The following is a 16,036-nucleotide window of genomic DNA, read 5'->3' on the forward strand; positions in this document are numbered from 1 at the left end:
CCTTATCTTTTTCAACGCTTTAATTTTCTAGGCGGATGCCGGGTCGATGGCGTCGGCCTTGCGCAACAGGTTCTCGGCCAGTTTGATGCTGGCGATGTCGATCAGGCGGCCGTCGAGGCTGACGGCTCCCCTGCCCTCGCGCTGGGCGCTTTCCATGGCGTCCACGATGCGCCGGGCGTTGGCCAGCTCGTCCTCGGTGGGGCTGAAGGCATCGTTGGCCAGGGCGATCTGGCTGGGGTGGATGGCCCATTTGCCTTCGAAGCCCAGCGCCGCCGCGCGCCGCGCCGCCGCACTATAACCGGCCGGATCGGAAAAGTCGCCGAATGGGCCGTCCACCGGGCGCAGGCCGTAGGCCCGGCAGGCGACCAGGACCCGGCTCTGGGCGTAATGCCAGGGGTCGCCGGGGGTGAAGCTGCGCGCCCGGTCTGCCTTGCCGCCGCCCAACATGCCGTAGTCGGGGTGGCCGGCGCCGATGATAGTCGATCGGGCCCGGGTCGAGGCGGCGTAATCCCCCACCCCGAAGCTGAGGGCTTCGAGTCGGGGCGAGCTCTGGGCGATGGCCTCCACGTTGGCCATGCCCAGGGCGGTCTCGATCAGCACGTCGAACCCCAGGCGCTTGCTGCGTTTCTTGGCGGCCTCGATCTGGCTGACCAGCATGTCCACGGCGTAGACGTCGGCCGGCACGCCCACCTTGGGGATTAGCAGCATGTCCAGGCGCGGGCAGTTCTCGACGATGTCCACCACGTCCCGGTACATGTATTCGGTGTCCAGGCCGTTGATGCGCACTTGCAGGGTCTTGTCGCCCCAGTCGATGTCGTTCAGGGCCTCGATGGCGTTGCGCCGGGCCCGGGCCTTTTCGTCCGGGGCCACCGCGTCCTCGCAGTCGAGAAAGATCACGTCGGAGCCGGATCGGGCGGCCTTTTCGAAGAAGGCCGGATTGGATGCGGGCACGGCCAGCTGGGAGCGTTGCAGGCGGGGTGTGGCGGGGGGGAAGAAGGTGGCGCTCATGGTTTTTCCTGTCGATGCGGTGGGAGCGTGGGAGAGCCGAAGAGCGGCAGCCTGCTTCCCACCGGCGGTATCGGGATGGGTGGTAGCGATCAGAGCTTGTTGGGATCGAAGCCGGTTTCGCGGTAGATGGACTGGATCAGCTCCTTGCCGACCCGGGCCTCCATCTCCTTGTGCACCTTGAGCATGGCCTTCTTCCACTCGGCCCGTTCCTGGGGCGTCAGGGTAATCACCTGGGTCTTGCCGCTCTTGCGGATCGCTTCCAGGGCGTCGTCGTTTTCCTTCTTGGCGATCTCCGACACGTACTGGGTTGCCTCCTGGAGCGCGCCATCCACCGTGGTGCGCAGGTCCGGCGGCAGGCCTTCCCAGAACCGCTTGTTCACGATCACCGCGTAGCCGATGTAGCCGTGGTCCGACACCGTCAGGTATTTCTGCACCTCGTGCATCTTCTGGGTGTAGATGTTCGAGGCGGTGTTCTCGGTGCCGTCCACCACCCCGGTCTGGAGCGCCGGATAGACCTCCGAGAACGCCAGGATCTGGGGAATCGCCCCGATGGCCCGCATCTGCGAATCCAGCACCTTGGACGACTGAATGCGCATCTTCAGGCCCTTGAAGTCGGTCACGGCCTTCAGGGGGCGGTTGGCGGTCATCTGCTTGAAGCCGTTGTCCCAGAAGGCCAGCCCCAGGGCGCCCTTGGGCTCCAGCTTGCGCAGCAGTTCCCGGCCCACGGGGCCCTGGGTGATCTTATGCAACTCGGCGTAGTCGTCGAAGATGAACGGCAGGTCGAACACCTCGAATTCCTTCACCCCCAGGGGGCCGAACTTGGCGGGGGACGGGGCCAGCATCTGCACCGCCCCCAGTTGCAGCGCCTCCATTTCCTCTTTGTCCTTGTACAGGGTGCTGTTCGGGTACAGCTCCACCCGGACGCGCCCCTTGGTGCGCTCTTCCACCAGTTTCTTGAAATACTCGCCGCCCTTGCCCTTGGGGGTGTCCGGGGTGGTGGTGTGGCTGAACTTGATGACGATCGGCTGCTGGGCCGCGGCGCCGCCGGCGGCCAGCAGGACCAGGGCGGTGCAACAGGTGCGGATGAAATGGTTCATGGTCTCCTCGCTTTTATGGTCAGGGTCATGGGTGATGCGGGTGGTGCGAAACCGTTGGAATGAAGCCGGCTGCTAGATCACCCCGGCATTGGCCAAGGCGGCCAGTTCGCCGTCGTCCAGGCCCAGCAGGCCGCCGAGCACGTCCCGGTTGTCGGCCCCCAGGGCACGGCCGGCGTGCTTGAAGGTGGCCGGCGTGGCCGACAGGTGCGGCACGGCGGCCGGCAACACCAGATGGCCGACCCGGGGGTCGTCGACTTCCATCAGGTTGCCCCGGGCGGCGTACTGGGGATCGGCAAAGATGTCGGCGATCGAATAGACCTGGGCGCAGGGCACCCCGCCTTCCCGGGTCAGGGCCAGCACCTGGGCCAGGGGGTGGCGGCCGATCCATTCCCCCACCAGCCCGTTGATGCGCTCCCGGCCGGCCACCCGGGCAGTGCTGCTCGGGTATTCGGTGGCCAGTTCGGGGCGTCCCATCACCTCGGCCAAGCGGGCGAACATGCGGTCGTTGGTGCAGGCCAGGGCCACCCATTCGCCACTGGCGGTCTGGTAATGGCTGTGGGGCACCACGTTGATGGTGTCGGCCCCCATGCGACGCCGCACCACGCCGAACTTGGCGTAGGCCGGGGCGATCTCGTCCAGGAGCCGGAACACCGATTCGTACAGGCCGATGTCGATGTACTGGCCCTCCCCGGTCTTTTCCAGGGCCCGCAGGGCGGTCAGGATGCCAATGGCGCCCCACATGCCGGACACGTAGTCGGCCATGGAGGTCGAGCCGGGCACCACCGGCGGCCCATCGGCCTCACCGGCCAGGTCGGAAAGCCCGGAGAAAGCGTGGGCAATGCGGGCAAAACCCGGTTCGTTCCGCTTCGGGCCGGTCTGGCCGTAGGCGGTGATGCGCAGCATGATCAGGCGCGGATTGAGGGCCTTCAGGTCTTCGTAGCCCAGGCCCCACTTCTCCAGGGTGCCGGGGCGGAAGTTCTCCAGAACCACGTCGGCCTGGGTTGCCAGGCGGCGAAAGATGGCCGCGCCCTCGGGCGTGCGCAGGTCCAGGGTGACGGTCTTCTTGTTGCGCGACTCGCTCATCCACACCAGGCTGTCGCCGCATTCGGTGGGGGTGCCGAACTGGCGCAGGGAGTCCCCCGCGCCGGGCTGCTCGATCTTGATCACCTCGGCGCCGAAGTCGGCCAGGATAGTTCCGCAGAACGGCGCCGCCACGAAGGTGGCGATATCCAGGACACGCAGTCCCGCCAGGGCTTCCAGGGGCTGGGCGCCCTCTTCTCTCGTTTCGTTCGCTTGCACAGCCGGCTCCTCGGTTGGGTCGTGGCGCGCCGGACAGAAGTGCCCGGACGCGGCGGAGCCCACTCTACGGACGGCCGAATCAAGCAACAAACGGAAATATGAGAACGATTATTCTGTTTTTTCGCATAAATGCGTAAGCTCGTTGCCGAGCGGAGGGGCGGCATCAGGTGACGAGCCGTCCTTCCCCAACGCTAGCCCCCATTGCGGAGAACGCCTGTGAAAACGCCCCTGGCCGCCATGGCCAACGTCAATCTCAAGCTGCTGCACACCTTCATGCTGGTGGGCGAGCACGGTAGCTTCCGCGAAGCGGCCGAACGGGCCCATCGTTCCCAGTCGGCGGTGAGCACCCAGATTCGCCAGCTCGAAGAACAGCTCGGCGTGGCCCTCTTCCACCGCACCACCCGGCGCGTCAGCCTCACCGTCGAAGGCGCCCAGTTGCTCGAATGCGCCCGGCGCGCCGTGCAGGAGATGGAGCTGGGGCTGCGCAAGATCCAGGAATCCGCCGACATCCAGCGCGGGCGCATCGCCCTGGCCTGTTCGCCGACCATCGCCGGCACCCGCCTGGCCCGGGTGCTGGCCGCCTTCGAGCGGGACTACCCGGGGGTGCAGGTGTTCGTCCGGGAGCTGTCGTCCGAGGCCATGTTCGAGTGCGTGCGCCAGCGGGAGGTGGATTTCGCCTTCGGCCCGGTGGTCGAGACTGGCGAGTTCCACTTCGAGACGATTCTCGAAGATCCGCTCTACGCCTTGGTTCCCAAGCGTTTCGCTGGTTCGGCGACCAAGGCCATCGCCCTGCCCACCCTGGCGCGCATGCCCCTGCTGCTGCTCGACAAGGCCAGCGCCCTGCGCCGGCTGTTCGAGGGCGCCCTGCGCAGCCACGACCTGGATTTTTCGTCCCGCTACCAGTTCACCCAGGTGCAGAGCCTGATCTCCATGGCCCGGGCGGGCCTGGGCGCCGCCATCCTGCCCCGGGTGGCCCTGCCCGAGGGGGAGGACGACGCCGCGCTCCCCTTGCGCATCGTCAATCCGCCCCTGGTGCGGGAACTGGCGGTGATCACCCTGCGCGGCCAGGCCCTGTCGCCGGCGGCGGCGCGCATGGTGCAGCTGCTGCGCCAGTTGATGGGCGACCGGGGATGAACCGGCGCGGAATGCGGAGAGGGGCCTTTCTGCGCATTCCGGCATAAGCAACAAAGATTTCCTTCGTTCGTGGCGAAAAGGGCCGGCCGTAGATTGTCGCTGGCCCCGGGCGAAACCTTGCTAACGCGGGGCATTCGACCCGTTTCAAGGACATCGCCATGACCGCCGCCACGCTCGCCTCCCCTGCCCCCGACACCGACGCCGCCGAGACAACCGTCCTGGCCGCTCGGGAAACCGATCCCCAACGCATTCTCGACGAGGCCCGGGAGCGGGCGCGCCGGGACGGGCTGGCCTACGCCGGCGGGGTCTATCCGCCCGAGGCCTGGCAACTGGTGTCGAGCGGCGCCGCCGTGCTGGTGGACGTGCGCACCGCCGAAGAGCTGAAGTACGTCGGCCGGGTGCCCGGCGCCCTCCACGCGGCCTGGCAGACCGGGCCGGCCATGATCAAGAACCCGCGCTTCCTGCGCGAGTTGGAATCCAAGGTCGGCAAGGACGACGTGGTGCTGTTCCTGTGCCGCAGCGGCAAGCGTTCCGCCGCCGCCGCCGAGGCTGCCGCCGCTAAGGGCTTCACCCAGGTCTTCAACATCCTCGAAGGCTTCGAGGGAGACCTGGACGGCCAGCAGCGGCGCGGCGATTCCGGTGGCTGGCGGCACTGGGGCCTGCCCTGGGTGCAGGACTGAGCCATGAGCGATCTTCATCATCCCCTCCCGGTGCCGGCCGCCGACCAGCACTGGAATCTGGACGCCATCGTCGCCGAGCTGCGCCAGGCCCGCCTGCGCTGGCGCGGCGCCCACGGCCGGCTGCGGGAATTGCGTGCCCGGGAGCTCCCCTCCCGGGAGGCCCTGGCCCAGATCGTCCAGGCCCTGTGCGGCACCCTCTTTCCCATGCGCCTGGGCCCCCCCGACTTGCGCGACGAGAGCGAGGACTACTACGTGGGCCACACCCTGGACGCGGCCCTCAACGCCCTGCTCGCCCAGGTGCGCCTGGAGCTGGCCTACCAGGCCCGCCAGCAGGGGCGGGACAGCGCCCGGGCCGAGGCCGACGCGGTGGACATCGTGCGCCGCTTCGCCGCTGGCCTGCCCGGCATCCGCGGCCTGCTCGACAGCGACGTGGTGGCCGCTTTCCAGGGCGACCCGGCGGCCCGCAGCGTGGACGAAGTTCTGCTCTGCTACCCGGGCGTGGTGGCGGTGACCCACCACCGGCTGGCCCACAGCCTGTATGCCCTGGGCGTGCCCCTGCTGGCGCGCATGGTGGCCGAGATCGCCCACGGCGAAACCGGCATCGACATCCATCCCGGCGCCCGGATCGGCCCCGGCTTCTTCATCGACCACGGCACCGGTGTGGTGATCGGCGAAACGGCGGTGATCGGCGCCCGGGTGCGTCTTTACCAGGCCGTCACCCTCGGGGCCAAGCGCTTCGAGGTGGACGCCGAGAGCGACAGCGGCGCTTTGGCCAAGGGGCAGCCCCGCCACCCGATCGTCGAGGACGACGTGGTGATCTACGCCGGCGCCACCATCCTCGGGCGCATCACCATCGGCCGGGGCTCGGTGATCGGCGGCAACGTCTGGCTGACCCGCAGCGTGCCCCTGGGCAGCAACGTCACCCAGGCCAACCTGCTGCGCGAGCCCCTGGCTCCCTCTCCTTCTCCCACCACCGCCGCGGCCTAGCGGCCGTCCCTCCGCCCATGACCCACCCGCTGCTGCTCTACGGCTGTTGCATCCCCCATTAACCTGCTCAGGAGCACGACATGGCTGAAAACCAGGACGTACGCCAGGCCCTCGGCGACCACGCCGCGCGGCAGTTGGCCAACGCCACCAAAACCGTTCCCCAGTATTCGATCATCACCCCCCGCTGGCTGGTGCATCTGCTGCAATGGCAACCCGTGGAGGCTGGCATCTTCCGCCTCAACAAGGTCAAGAACGCCGCCCAGATCCGGGTGGCCTGCTCCCGCCGCGACGAGGCCGAACTGCCCCAGACCTTTGTCGATTACGAGGACCAGCCCCGGGAATACTTCCTCAACGCCGTCACCACCATCCTGGACGTGCACACCCGGGTCTCGGACCTCTACAGCAGCCCCCACGACCAGATCAAGGAGCAGCTGCGCCTCACCATCGAGACCATCAAGGAGCGCCAGGAAAGCGAGTTGATCAACAACCCGGAATACGGGCTGCTCGCCAACGTGGACCCGACCCAGCGCATTTCCACCCTCACCGGCGCCCCGACCCCGGACGACCTGGACGAGCTGATCGCCAAGGTGTGGAAGGAGCCGGGTTTCTTCCTCGCCCACCCCCTGGCGATCGCCGCCTTCGGCCGGGAATGCACCCGCCGCGGCGTGCCCCCGCCGACGGTGAGCCTGTTCGGCTCCCAGTTCCTCACCTGGCGCGGCCTGCCCCTGATCCCCTCGGACAAGGTGCCCATCGACGAGGACGGCAAGACCAAGATCCTGCTGCTGCGCGTCGGCGACAAGCGTCAGGGCGTGGTCGGCCTGTATCAGCCCGGCCTGGCCGGCGAGCAGAGCCCGGGCCTGTCGGTGCGCTTCATGGGCATCAACCGCAACGCCATCGCCTCCTACCTGATTTCGCTGTATTGCTCGCTGGCGGTGCTGACCGAAGATGCCCTGGCGGTTCTCGATGACGTGGAGATCGGCAAGTACCATGACTACCCCGACACCTACAAGTAATGGCGTGGCCGGGCTCGCCGCACCGCCGGGCTTGCCCGACGTGGCGACCCTGAGCCGGCTGGCGGGCGAGTTCTTCGCCGCGCTGCCAGGGGGCGGGGCCTCCCCCGCCTTCGCCCCGGCCGCCCCTTCGGCTGCGGCCCCGGTGGTGGAGGCTTCTCCCGGCGTGGCCCTCGACCAGCCCTCGCCCGAACCGGTGGTTGCCGGTGCCCCGCCCCGGGGCGGCAGCGCGGCGCCGGCCGTTCCCGCCGCCTACGCGGCGGCCCTGCCCACGGTGCCCCTTTCCGGGGCGCCGGGGCCGGCCAGCCCCTACTACTTCGTTGGCGAATCGAGCGCTCACCGGAACGCTCCCTTCGGCTTGTCCGAGGCGGCCCTGCTGCCCGGCGGCTCCGCCGCGCCCGAATCCTTCGGCCTGCCTGGGGATGCGGCGCTCAAGGCCCTGTTGGCAGAGGCCGGAGCCGGTTCCAGCCGGGGCGAGGCAGTGCGCCAGGAGGCCACGGCTCCCGGGTTCTACTTCCTCGACGCCGGCGGACCCCAGGGGCAGCGCTACGCTGCGCCGCCGGAGGCTCCCGCCCAGATCCAGCCGGTGCGGCCGCCCTTCGACATCAACGCGGTGCGGCGGGATTTTCCGATACTGGCCGAGCGGGTGAACGGCCGGCCCCTGATCTGGTTCGACAACGCCGCCACCACCCACAAGCCCCAGGTGGTGATCGACCGGCTGGCCTGGTTCTACGCCCACGAGAACTCCAACATCCACCGGGCCGCCCACGAACTGGCCGCCCGGGCCACGGACGCCTACGAGGCGGCGCGGCACAAGGTGGCCCGCTTCATCGGCGCCGGCTCGCCGGAAGAGATCGTTTTCGTGCGCGGCGCCACCGAGGCCATCAATCTGGTGGCCAAGACCTGGGGTATCCAGAACGTGGGGGCCGGGGACGAGATCCTGGTGTCGCTGCTGGAGCACCACGCCAACATCGTTCCCTGGCAGCAGTTGGCGGCGGAAAAAGGCGCCACCCTGCGGGTGATCCCGGTGGACGACGACGGCCAGGTCCTGCTCGACGAGTACCGGAAGCTGCTCAACGGGCGGACCAGGCTGGTGGCCATCACCCAGGTATCCAACGCCCTGGGCACGGTCACCCCGGTCCGGCAGATCGTGGAGCTAGCCCACCGGGCGGGCGCCAAGGTGCTGGTGGACGGGGCCCAGTCCGTCTCCCACCTGCGCACTGACGTGGTGGCCCTGGATGCGGACTTCTTCGTCTTCTCAGGGCACAAGGTGTTCGCCCCCACCGGCATTGGCGTGGTCTACGCCAAGAAGGCGCTGCTGGAGTCGATGCCTCCCTGGCAGGGCGGCGGCAATATGATCGCCGATGTGACCTTCGAGCGGACCCTGTACCAGCCCCCGCCCAACAAGTTCGAGGCCGGCACCGGCAACATCGCCGACGCGGTGGGCCTGGGGGCCGCCCTGGACTACGTGGAGCGGATCGGCCTGGAGGCCATCGCCCAGTACGAGCACCTGCTGCTCGACTACGCCACCCAGGGGCTGAAGACCGTCCCCGGGCTGCGCCTGGTGGGCACCGCCCGGGACAAGACCAGCGTGCTGTCCTTCGTGCTCGAAGGCTATCGCACCGAGGAGGTGGGCACGGCCCTCAACCGGGAGGGCATCGCGGTGCGCTCCGGCCACCACTGCGCCCAGCCGATCCTGCGTCGCTTCGGACTGGAAGCGACGGTGCGCCCGTCCCTGGCCTTCTACAACACCTGCGAGGAGGTCGATACCCTGGTGGCCGTGCTGCACCGGCTGGCCCGAGGCAAGGGCAACCGTTGATGGCAGCCTGCCAAAGCAAAGCCCCCCATCCTTGCGGGTGGGGGGCTTTTTTCATTTGGCAGTGCGGTTGTGCCCGGGAGAATGGGCGTTATTGACGTCAGTGCCCCTGCCGCTTCGCCGCCTGGTCGATCAGGTCGGCAATGTCGGTGTTTTTGGCCTTGAGCGCCCAGTCCTTGGCCGAAAGGCCGGCGTCGTTGCGCAGGGTGGTGTCGGCTTTGTATTCGAGCAGTAGCTTGACCAATCCTAGGTGGCCGTTACGGGCGGCCAGCATCAGAGGGGTGGTGCCGTTGTGCAGCGCCACGTCCACGTCGGCCCCCTGGTCGAGCAGGTAGTCGGCTACTTCTTCATGCCCCTGGTAGGTCGCGTAGCCCAGGGGCGTCCAGCCCTTGCTGCGGTTGATGTCGACGCCGGCGCGGACCAGCAGCTTCACCACGTCCAGGCGGCCGTTGTAGGCGGCCTGAAGCAGGGGGTCTTCGCCGAAGCGGTTGGCCTGACTGGGATTGGCGTGGGCCTTGAGCAGCAGCGCCACCAGTTCGGCGTGGCCGTTCTTGGCCGCCAGGGCCAGCAGGGTGTTGCCGTTGGCGTCGGAGGTGTCAGGCTCGACGCCGCGGCGCAGCCAGGAAACCACTTCGGACGTATCGCCCATGGTGGCGGCCTTGAGGACGTCGTCCAGGGCTTCGGCCCGGACCGGGAGCGGCAGGGTGGCCGCGAGGGTTAGGGCAATGGCGGCAAAGGTGCGGCGGACCATGAGGGGGCTCCGGGTCAGGCCGCCAGGGCGGCGCGGGTCTGGGGAAACAGGGCGATGAAGTTCGCGGTGGTGGCCTGGGCCACCTCCTCCACCGTCAGGCCGCGCAGGGCGGCGATTTCCTCGGCCACGTAGCGCACGTAGGCGGGCTGGTTGAGCTTGCCCCGGTAAGGCACGGGCGCCAGATAGGGGGAATCGGTCTCCACCAGGATGCGCTCCAGGGGAGCCTTGGCGGCGACTTCCTTGACGGTCTGGGCGTTTTTGAAGGTGACGATGCCTGAAAACGACAGGTGGAAGCCCAGTTCCAGGGCCTGGTCGGCCACCTCCCAGTTCTCGGTGAAGCAGTGCATGATCCCGCCGACCCGGTCGGCGCCCTCTTCCCGCAGCACCCGCAGGGTGTCCTCGGCAGAGTCCCGGGTGTGGATCACCAGGGGCTTGCCCACGGCCACGGCGGCCCGGATGTGCCGGCGAAAGCGTTCCCGCTGCCACTCGGGCTTTTCCTTCTGCCAGTAGTAATCAAGGCCGGTCTCGCCGATGGCGATCACTTTCGGGTGGCTGGCCAGCCGGACCAGGGTGGCCTCGTCGGGCTCCTGGCAGTCGTTGTATTCGGGATGCACGCCGATGCTGGCGAAGATGTGAGGGTGCGCCTCGGCGAGGGCCAGAACCCGGGGGAAATCCTCCAGGTTCACGCCGATGGCCATGGCGCCGACCACGCCGTTGTCCCTCATGGCCTGGAGCACCTGGGGCAATTGGACGGCCAGGTCGTCGAAGTCCAGGTGGCAGTGGGAATCGATCAGGCGCAGGGGGGATTGGGGCGTGGATGTTTCGGCGGACATGGGGCGGTGCGGGCGCCCCAGGGGGCGCCGGTTACGGTTGGAACGGGAAGAACTGGAAGGATGCCGGCGGCAGGTTACAGGGTGTGGGTCGGGCGGCTCGACTGAAGCACGCCGCCCAGCAGGCCCTCGATCTTGCGGCGCGCTTCCTTGCCGCTCTCGTCGTCCTTGAAATGGACGCCGATGCCCTGGGCCTTGCCGTTCTGGGCGCCGGCGGGGGTGAGCCACACCACGCTGCCGGCGATCGGCAGCTTGGTCGGGTCTTCCATCAGGGACAGCAGCATGAACACTTCGTCCCCCAGGTGGTAGCCCCGGTTGGTGGGAATGAAGATTCCCCCGTTCTTGAGGTGGGGCATGTAGGCGGCGTAGAGGGCCGACTTGGAGTTGATGTTGAGGGACAGTACGCTCGGCCGCGGCGCGATGGCGCTCGCGCTGCCGTGGTTTTTGCCGGTATCGGACATTCCGCGACCTCGTAGGTGCAAGGTGGAAGGGGTCAGGACCTGCGGCCCCGCCCTTGCTGGAAGACGCCAGCATAGCCGGAAAACAGCTCTTCGAGGAACAGCCGGGTGTTCAGCGGATGCTCAGAAAGTGCTTTGTATTTCGTCAGCAGCCTGTTGAATCGGAAGAGTTCTTCCGTGTCGGCCTGTTCGCCCAACTGGCGCAGGGCCCCGCCTTCGGCGAGGAAGTAGCGGGCCGGATTGCCGGCCCGGGCCAGGGTCAGGTCCACCAGCCACTTCTGCCACCAGATCACCAGCTGCTTGAGGCCGCCGGCCCCGCCCTCCTCCTTGTCGGCCTTGAGGGTCTTGTCCAGGGCCGCCGCCGCAGCCAGGGGACTCAGGCGTGCCCCCTGGGCAAGCTGGGCGTTGAGTTCGGTGAGCAGAGCCAGGTTGCGGTTTTCACCGCCCTTGCTGCCCTTGCGCCCACCTTCCGGCGGGGCTGCCAGCTCGGCCGCCAGCAAGGGGGCGCCTCCGGCCAGGGCCAGCCAGCGCTGGGCCTCGTCGTGGCCCAGGCCGGCAACCGCCGCTTCGAGCCAAGCGCTGCCGGCGGAAAGGTCCGGGGTGGCCACGGCCACCGTCTGGCAGCGGCTGCGGATGGTGGGCAGCAGTCGGTCCGGCTCGTGGCTGACGAGCAGGAAGTGGGTGGCGGCCAGGGGCTCTTCCAGGGTCTTCAGCAAGGCATTGGCCGTGTTGCGGTTCATCGCCTCGGCCGGGCACACGATCACCACCCGCAAGCCCTGGCGATGGGTGCCGACGTGGAGGAAGTCGTCCAGCCCGCGCACCTGGTCGATGGTGATCTGCTGGCTGGGCTTCTTGCTGCCGCTGGCGGCGGCAGGGCTTTCCCCGTCCCCATCGTCCTCGGCCAGGGCGGCAGGCTGGAGCAGGCGGAAATCCGGGTGGTTACCCTGGGCCAGCCAGTGGCAGGCCGGGCAGTCGCCGCAGGCCTGGCCGTCGCTCCGGGGGGCGTCGCACAGCAGCGAGGCGGCAAAGGCCCGGGCCAGGGCCAGCTTGCCCAGCCCCTGCTGGCCGTGCAGCAGCAAGGCATGGGGAAGCTGGGCTCGGCGTGCCTGGAGCTTTTCCCAGAGGGGCTGATGAAGGGAAAGTACGTTCATTTACAGAACGCTACGACAATTTCTTCGAGCGATTTGCGAATTTCTTCCGGCGTCCGGTCCGATTGCAGGACGCGGATTCGGCCGTGGGATTTGGCGGCCCGGTCCAGGTAGGCCAGGCGCACCCGCTCATGGAATTCGGCCTGCTCCCGCTCGAAGCGATCCAGGTTGCGCTCGGCGATGATGCGCTGGCGGGCTACTTCCAGGGGTAGGTCGAAGAGCAGGGTCAGGTCGGGCTGGAGATGGCCGTGGGTCCAGGTTTCCAAGGTTTGCAGCTTGTCCCGGGAAATGCCCCGGCCGCCGCCCTGGTAGGCGAAGGTGGCGTCGGTGAAACGGTCCGAAACCACCCAGGCCCCCCGGGCCAGGGCCGGCTCGATCACCTCGGCCAGGTGCTCGCGGCGGGCGGCGAACACCAACAGGGCTTCGGTTTCCAGGTGCATCGGCTCGTTGAGGATCAGGGTGCGCAGCTTTTCGCCCAGCGGCGTGCCGCCGGGTTCCCGGGTGGACACCACCTCTCTGCCCTGGCCGCGCAGCCAGTGGCACAGCCAGTCGATGTGGGTGCTCTTGCCGGCGCCGTCGATCCCTTCGAAGGTGATGAACTTGCCGCGGGTGGGGGACGGTGGGGTCATGGCGTTTGCGGGGCCCGTTTGAGGATGTAGCGGTTCACGGCCTGGTTGTGCTCGTCCAGGGTGGCGGAAAATTGGCTGGAGCCGTCGCCCCGGGCCACGAAGTACAGCGCCTCGCTGGCCGCTGGATGCAGGGCGGCGCGCAGGGCGGCCACGCCCGGCAGGGCGATCGGGGTCGGCGTCAGGCCGGGGCGGGTGTAGGTATTGTAGGGGGTGTCGGCCAGCAGGTCGCGGCGGCGGATGTTGCCGGCGTAGCTCTCGCCCATGCCGTAGATCACGCTGGGATCGGTCTGCAGCAACATGCCGCGGCGCAGCCGGTTGACGAACACGGCGGCCACCATGGGCCGGTCTTCGGCCCGGCCCGTTTCCTTCTCGACGATGGAGGCCATGATCAGGGCCTCGTAGGGCGACTTGTAGGGCAGCCCCGGCGCCCGCACCGCCCATTCCTCGGCCAGGCGCGCCTGCATCGCCCGGTGGGCGCGCTTGAGCAGGTCCAGGTCGCTGGAGCGCTTGTCGAACAGATAGGTGTCGGGCAGGAACAGGCCCTCGGGATGGGCGTCGGGAATTTCAAGACGGCGCAACAGTTCCGCATTGCTCAGGCCGGCGGTGTCGTGGCGCAGATCCGGGTTGGCGTCGAGCTTTTCGCGCAGTTGGCGGAAGGTCCAGCCCTCGATCACCGCCAGTTCGCCCTGACTGGTGTCGCCCCGGGTCAGCTTGGCGAGCAGGGCCCACAGGGTCACGCCCTTGTGCACCTCGTAGCTGCCGGCCTTGATCATGGCGGCAGAACCGGTCAGGCGGCCGAGCAGTTCCAGGGCCAGGGGCGGAGCGCCGACGCCGGCCTCGTTCACCTGCCGGGCCACGCTCTTCAGGCTGCTGCCCCGCTCGATGTGAAAATCCAGGGGCGAATTGGCCAGGGGCAGGGGCAGCCAGGCTACTGCCGCCGCGGCCAGGCCACCGAGCAGGAGCACCAGGGCCAGCAGCTTGAACAGGAAGCGCGGCAGGGAAAAGCCGGAATTGCCCCCCCGGCGCCGGGAAGCGGCTTTGCGGGGCTTTGCGGGCTTGGAAGACTTGGGCTCGCGGGCAGCGGGCGTCTTGCGCGACGATGCGGAGGAAGGCGGACGGGGTGGCATAGGACGGTCGGAATCCCGCACCAACGAAGGGCATGGCGCAACGGCGCCGGGCGGGGTGCCTATAATACCGCGTCTTGGCGGCGATCCTTACCGCCAGCCGGGCAGCGACAGCCGGTCCGGCCCAACACTACAAGCAACTCCCCCCGGAGATTCCCCAATGAGCGCAGAACAACCCCTCCCCTCCCCTCTGGCTTCCCTGTTCGCCCGGCTCGACGCCGCCGGCGCCTGCCGCCCTGAGGCTGGCCGCGCGGTGAGCGATTTCGGCGACGCCCGGGCCGAGGCCGCTGCCGTCGCGGACGCCGCCGGCACCGTGGTCGCGCCCCTGACCCACCTGGCGGTGCTCGATGCCAGCGGCGCCGATGCCGCAAGCTTCCTGCACAACCAGATGACCAACGACATCAACCACCTGGCGCCGGACCAGTGGCTGCGGGCGGCCTGGTGCTCGGCCAAGGGGCGCATGTACACCACCTTCGCCATCTGGCGCGGCGCCGACGCGGGCACCTACCGGCTGCGCTTTTCTGCCGACCAGATGGCCTTCATCAAGAAACGCCTGACCATGTTCGTGCTGCGCGCCAAGGTGATCCTGGCCGACCGCAGCGACGACGTGGCCGTGTTCGGCCTGGCCGGTGCCCGTGCCGCCGAGCTGGTGGCCGGCCTGGGCCTGGCCGTGCCCGAGCTGGGCAAGACCGCCGCCGGCGCCGTCGGCGAGGTACTGCGCATCGACGCTGCCCGCTTCGAGCTGGCAGTGCCGGCCGACCAGGCCGCCGCCACCTGGGACCGGCTTGCCGCCGTGGCCCGTCCGGTGGGTGCCCGGGCCTGGCACCTGCTCGACGTGCGCGCCGGGGTGCCCCACCTGTCCGCCGCCACCCAGGAGGCTTTCGTGCCCCAGATGGCCAACTTCGAGCGCATCGGCGGCGTGTCCTTCCACAAGGGCTGCTACCCGGGCCAGGAAATCGTCGCCCGCACCCAATACCTGGGCAAGGTCAAGCGCCACATGTACCAAGCCACCGCCGCCGCGGACCTGGCCCCCGGGGCCGAGCTGTTCTCGTCCGCCCTGCCCGACCAGTCCTGCGGCCAGGTGGTGATTTCCGCCCCGTCGCCGGCGGGGGGCTTCGAAGTGCTGGCGGTGATCCAGGAAAACGCCCTGGACGCCTCGATTCACAGCAGCGGCGAGGCGCCGGTCGAACTGGCGGCACCCCGCCTGCCCGCCTACATGAGCGAAGCTCCGGCGGCCTGAACCCATGTGCCTGATCGTCGTCGCCTGGCAGGTGCATCCGGACTACCCCCTGGCGGTGGCCGCCAACCGGGACGAGTGGTACGCCCGGCCCACGGCCCCGGCGGCCCCCTGGAGCGATGCGCCCGACATCCTGGCGGGCCGGGACCTGGAAGCCGGCGGCACCTGGCTGGGGCTGACCCGGGGCGGGCGCTTCGCCGCCGTGACGAACGTGCGGGAAGGCCGCGACGCGCCCAAGGGAACCCATTCCCGGGGGAGCCTCACCAGCGCCTTTCTCGCCGGCGACGCGACGCCGGAGGATTACCTGGCGGAACTGGCCGACGCTCCGTTTGAACGCTATTCGGGCTACAACCTGCTGGTGGCGGACGGCGACACCCTGGGCTATCTGTCCAATCGCGACCCTGCCGGCAAGGATGGCGGGCAAGGCTCCGCAAGCCGGGTGCGCCTGCTGCCACCAGGCATCTACGGTGTGTCCAACCACCTGCTGGACACCCCCTGGCCCAAGCTGACCAGCGCCAAGGCCGCCTTTGCCCAGGCCCTTTCCCGCTTGCCGGACCTGGCGCCCTGCCTGGCCCTGCTGGCCGACGACGAGATCGTGCCCGATGCCTGCCTGCCGGACACCGGTGTGGGGCTGGAGTGGGAGCGGCGCCTGTCCTCGGTGTTCGTGCGCGGCACGGCCGGGGTGGCCTACGGCACCCGGGCTTCCACCGTGGCCCTGTGCCGGCGCGACGGGGCGGTGCTGCTCCACGAGCAGGCTTTCGGCCCTGGCGGGGCCGAGGGGCCGCCGGTTATCCTGGGCACCTTTTAGGCACCGCCCGCCTGTTCCGA

Annotated in this window: 16 protein-coding genes; 7 read left to right on the forward strand and 9 right to left on the reverse strand. The window is 68.9% G+C overall.

The window, feature by feature from the left end:
* Nucleotides 1–27: 27 nt before the first annotated feature.
* The 3 genes from LWW89_RS06200 to LWW89_RS06210 form a co-directional block, all read right to left on the reverse strand.
* The gene (locus tag LWW89_RS06200; RefSeq protein WP_293262790.1) at nucleotides 28–1,008 is read right to left on the reverse strand and encodes a CoA ester lyase; all 981 of its coding nucleotides are present in this window, start codon (nucleotides 1,006–1,008) and stop codon (nucleotides 28–30) included.
* An 89-nt stretch (nucleotides 1,009–1,097) separates the two neighbouring features.
* Nucleotides 1,098–2,105, reverse strand: coding sequence for a TRAP transporter substrate-binding protein (locus LWW89_RS06205; RefSeq protein WP_293262793.1), 1,008 nt, complete (start codon nucleotides 2,103–2,105; stop codon nucleotides 1,098–1,100).
* A gap of 72 nt (nucleotides 2,106–2,177) precedes the next feature.
* A complete protein-coding gene (locus LWW89_RS06210; protein ID WP_293262796.1) occupies nucleotides 2,178–3,404 on the reverse strand; it encodes a CoA transferase in 1,227 nt (408 codons plus the stop codon).
* 216 nt (nucleotides 3,405–3,620) lie between these two features.
* Between LWW89_RS06210 and LWW89_RS06215 the strand changes: the two genes are divergently transcribed.
* From LWW89_RS06215 to LWW89_RS06235, 5 genes are all read left to right on the forward strand, one after another.
* On the forward strand, nucleotides 3,621–4,538 hold the full coding sequence (locus tag LWW89_RS06215; RefSeq protein ID WP_293262799.1) for a LysR family transcriptional regulator: 918 nt from the start codon (nucleotides 3,621–3,623) through the stop codon (nucleotides 4,536–4,538).
* 158 nt (nucleotides 4,539–4,696) lie between these two features.
* On the forward strand, nucleotides 4,697–5,218 hold the full coding sequence (locus LWW89_RS06220) for a rhodanese-like domain-containing protein (RefSeq protein ID WP_293262802.1): 522 nt from the start codon (nucleotides 4,697–4,699) through the stop codon (nucleotides 5,216–5,218).
* A 3-nt stretch (nucleotides 5,219–5,221) separates the two neighbouring features.
* Nucleotides 5,222–6,205 (forward strand): serine O-acetyltransferase EpsC, encoded by a 984-nt coding sequence (gene epsC / locus LWW89_RS06225; RefSeq protein WP_293262805.1) that lies wholly within the window; start codon nucleotides 5,222–5,224, stop codon nucleotides 6,203–6,205.
* A gap of 80 nt (nucleotides 6,206–6,285) precedes the next feature.
* Nucleotides 6,286–7,218, forward strand: coding sequence for a family 2A encapsulin nanocompartment shell protein (locus LWW89_RS06230; RefSeq protein ID WP_293262808.1), 933 nt, complete (start codon nucleotides 6,286–6,288; stop codon nucleotides 7,216–7,218).
* Entirely contained in the window at nucleotides 7,193–9,034 is a 1,842-nt protein-coding gene (locus LWW89_RS06235; protein ID WP_293262811.1) for a family 2A encapsulin nanocompartment cargo protein cysteine desulfurase, read from the forward strand. Before LWW89_RS06230 ends, LWW89_RS06235 begins: the two co-directional genes overlap by 26 nt.
* Nucleotides 9,035–9,131: 97 nt before the next feature.
* Here the strand turns inward: LWW89_RS06235 and LWW89_RS06240 are convergent, their stop codons facing one another.
* The 6 genes from LWW89_RS06240 to mltG all read right to left on the reverse strand — a co-directional run bounded on the left by LWW89_RS06240 (nucleotide 9,132) and on the right by mltG (nucleotide 13,845).
* On the reverse strand, nucleotides 9,132–9,782 hold the full coding sequence (locus tag LWW89_RS06240) for an ankyrin repeat domain-containing protein (protein ID WP_293262814.1): 651 nt from the start codon (nucleotides 9,780–9,782) through the stop codon (nucleotides 9,132–9,134).
* A gap of 14 nt (nucleotides 9,783–9,796) precedes the next feature.
* On the reverse strand, nucleotides 9,797–10,615 hold the full coding sequence (locus tag LWW89_RS06245) for a TatD family hydrolase (protein ID WP_293262817.1): 819 nt from the start codon (nucleotides 10,613–10,615) through the stop codon (nucleotides 9,797–9,799).
* 74 nt (nucleotides 10,616–10,689) lie between these two features.
* Nucleotides 10,690–11,073 (reverse strand): PilZ domain-containing protein, encoded by a 384-nt coding sequence (locus LWW89_RS06250; RefSeq protein ID WP_293262820.1) that lies wholly within the window; start codon nucleotides 11,071–11,073, stop codon nucleotides 10,690–10,692.
* 32 nt (nucleotides 11,074–11,105) lie between these two features.
* Nucleotides 11,106–12,221: a DNA polymerase III subunit delta' gene (gene holB / locus LWW89_RS06255; RefSeq protein ID WP_293262823.1), complete on the reverse strand. Its 1,116-nt coding sequence runs from the start codon at nucleotides 12,219–12,221 to the stop codon at nucleotides 11,106–11,108.
* Nucleotides 12,218–12,847, reverse strand: a complete 630-nt coding sequence (tmk, locus tag LWW89_RS06260; protein ID WP_293262826.1) for a dTMP kinase — start codon at nucleotides 12,845–12,847, stop codon at nucleotides 12,218–12,220. Before tmk ends, holB begins: the two co-directional genes overlap by 4 nt.
* Nucleotides 12,844–13,845, reverse strand: coding sequence for an endolytic transglycosylase MltG (mltG, locus tag LWW89_RS06265; RefSeq protein WP_293262966.1), 1,002 nt, complete (start codon nucleotides 13,843–13,845; stop codon nucleotides 12,844–12,846). The genes tmk and mltG overlap by 4 nt, the downstream gene beginning before the upstream one ends.
* Nucleotides 13,846–14,131: 286 nt before the next feature.
* On the opposite strand from mltG, the gene LWW89_RS06270 reads away from it, so the two are divergent.
* Complete coding sequence (locus LWW89_RS06270) at nucleotides 14,132–15,211, forward strand: folate-binding protein (protein WP_293262830.1); 1,080 nt, start codon at nucleotides 14,132–14,134, stop codon at nucleotides 15,209–15,211.
* Nucleotides 15,212–15,215: 4 nt separating this feature from the next.
* Complete coding sequence (locus tag LWW89_RS06275; protein WP_293262833.1) at nucleotides 15,216–16,016, forward strand: NRDE family protein; 801 nt, start codon at nucleotides 15,216–15,218, stop codon at nucleotides 16,014–16,016.
* Nucleotides 16,017–16,036: the final 20 nt, after the last annotated feature.

This window comes from Oryzomicrobium sp., from assembly GCF_021287045.1.
Lineage (GTDB): Bacteria > Pseudomonadota > Gammaproteobacteria > Burkholderiales > Rhodocyclaceae > Oryzomicrobium.

What these genes read in the sequence shown, in the direction of transcription:
- LWW89_RS06200 (WP_293262790.1), bottom strand. Translation starts at nt 1,008, where the DNA reads ATGAGCGCCACCTTCTTCCCCCCCGCCACACCCCGCCTGCAACGCTCC.
- LWW89_RS06205 (WP_293262793.1), bottom strand. Translation starts at nt 2,105, where the DNA reads ATGAACCATTTCATCCGCACCTGTTGCACCGCCCTGGTCCTGCTGGCC.
- LWW89_RS06220 (WP_293262802.1), top strand. Translation starts at nt 4,697, where the DNA reads ATGACCGCCGCCACGCTCGCCTCCCCTGCCCCCGACACCGACGCCGCC.
- epsC (WP_293262805.1), top strand. Translation starts at nt 5,222, where the DNA reads ATGAGCGATCTTCATCATCCCCTCCCGGTGCCGGCCGCCGACCAGCAC.
- LWW89_RS06230 (WP_293262808.1), top strand. Translation starts at nt 6,286, where the DNA reads ATGGCTGAAAACCAGGACGTACGCCAGGCCCTCGGCGACCACGCCGCG.
- LWW89_RS06235 (WP_293262811.1), top strand. Translation starts at nt 7,193, where the DNA reads ATGACTACCCCGACACCTACAAGTAATGGCGTGGCCGGGCTCGCCGCA.
- LWW89_RS06240 (WP_293262814.1), bottom strand. Translation starts at nt 9,782, where the DNA reads ATGGTCCGCCGCACCTTTGCCGCCATTGCCCTAACCCTCGCGGCCACC.
- LWW89_RS06245 (WP_293262817.1), bottom strand. Translation starts at nt 10,615, where the DNA reads ATGTCCGCCGAAACATCCACGCCCCAATCCCCCCTGCGCCTGATCGAT.
- LWW89_RS06250 (WP_293262820.1), bottom strand. Translation starts at nt 11,073, where the DNA reads ATGTCCGATACCGGCAAAAACCACGGCAGCGCGAGCGCCATCGCGCCG.
- holB (WP_293262823.1), bottom strand. Translation starts at nt 12,221, where the DNA reads ATGAACGTACTTTCCCTTCATCAGCCCCTCTGGGAAAAGCTCCAGGCA.
- tmk (WP_293262826.1), bottom strand. Translation starts at nt 12,847, where the DNA reads ATGACCCCACCGTCCCCCACCCGCGGCAAGTTCATCACCTTCGAAGGG.
- LWW89_RS06270 (WP_293262830.1), top strand. Translation starts at nt 14,132, where the DNA reads ATGAGCGCAGAACAACCCCTCCCCTCCCCTCTGGCTTCCCTGTTCGCC.
- LWW89_RS06275 (WP_293262833.1), top strand. Translation starts at nt 15,216, where the DNA reads ATGTGCCTGATCGTCGTCGCCTGGCAGGTGCATCCGGACTACCCCCTG.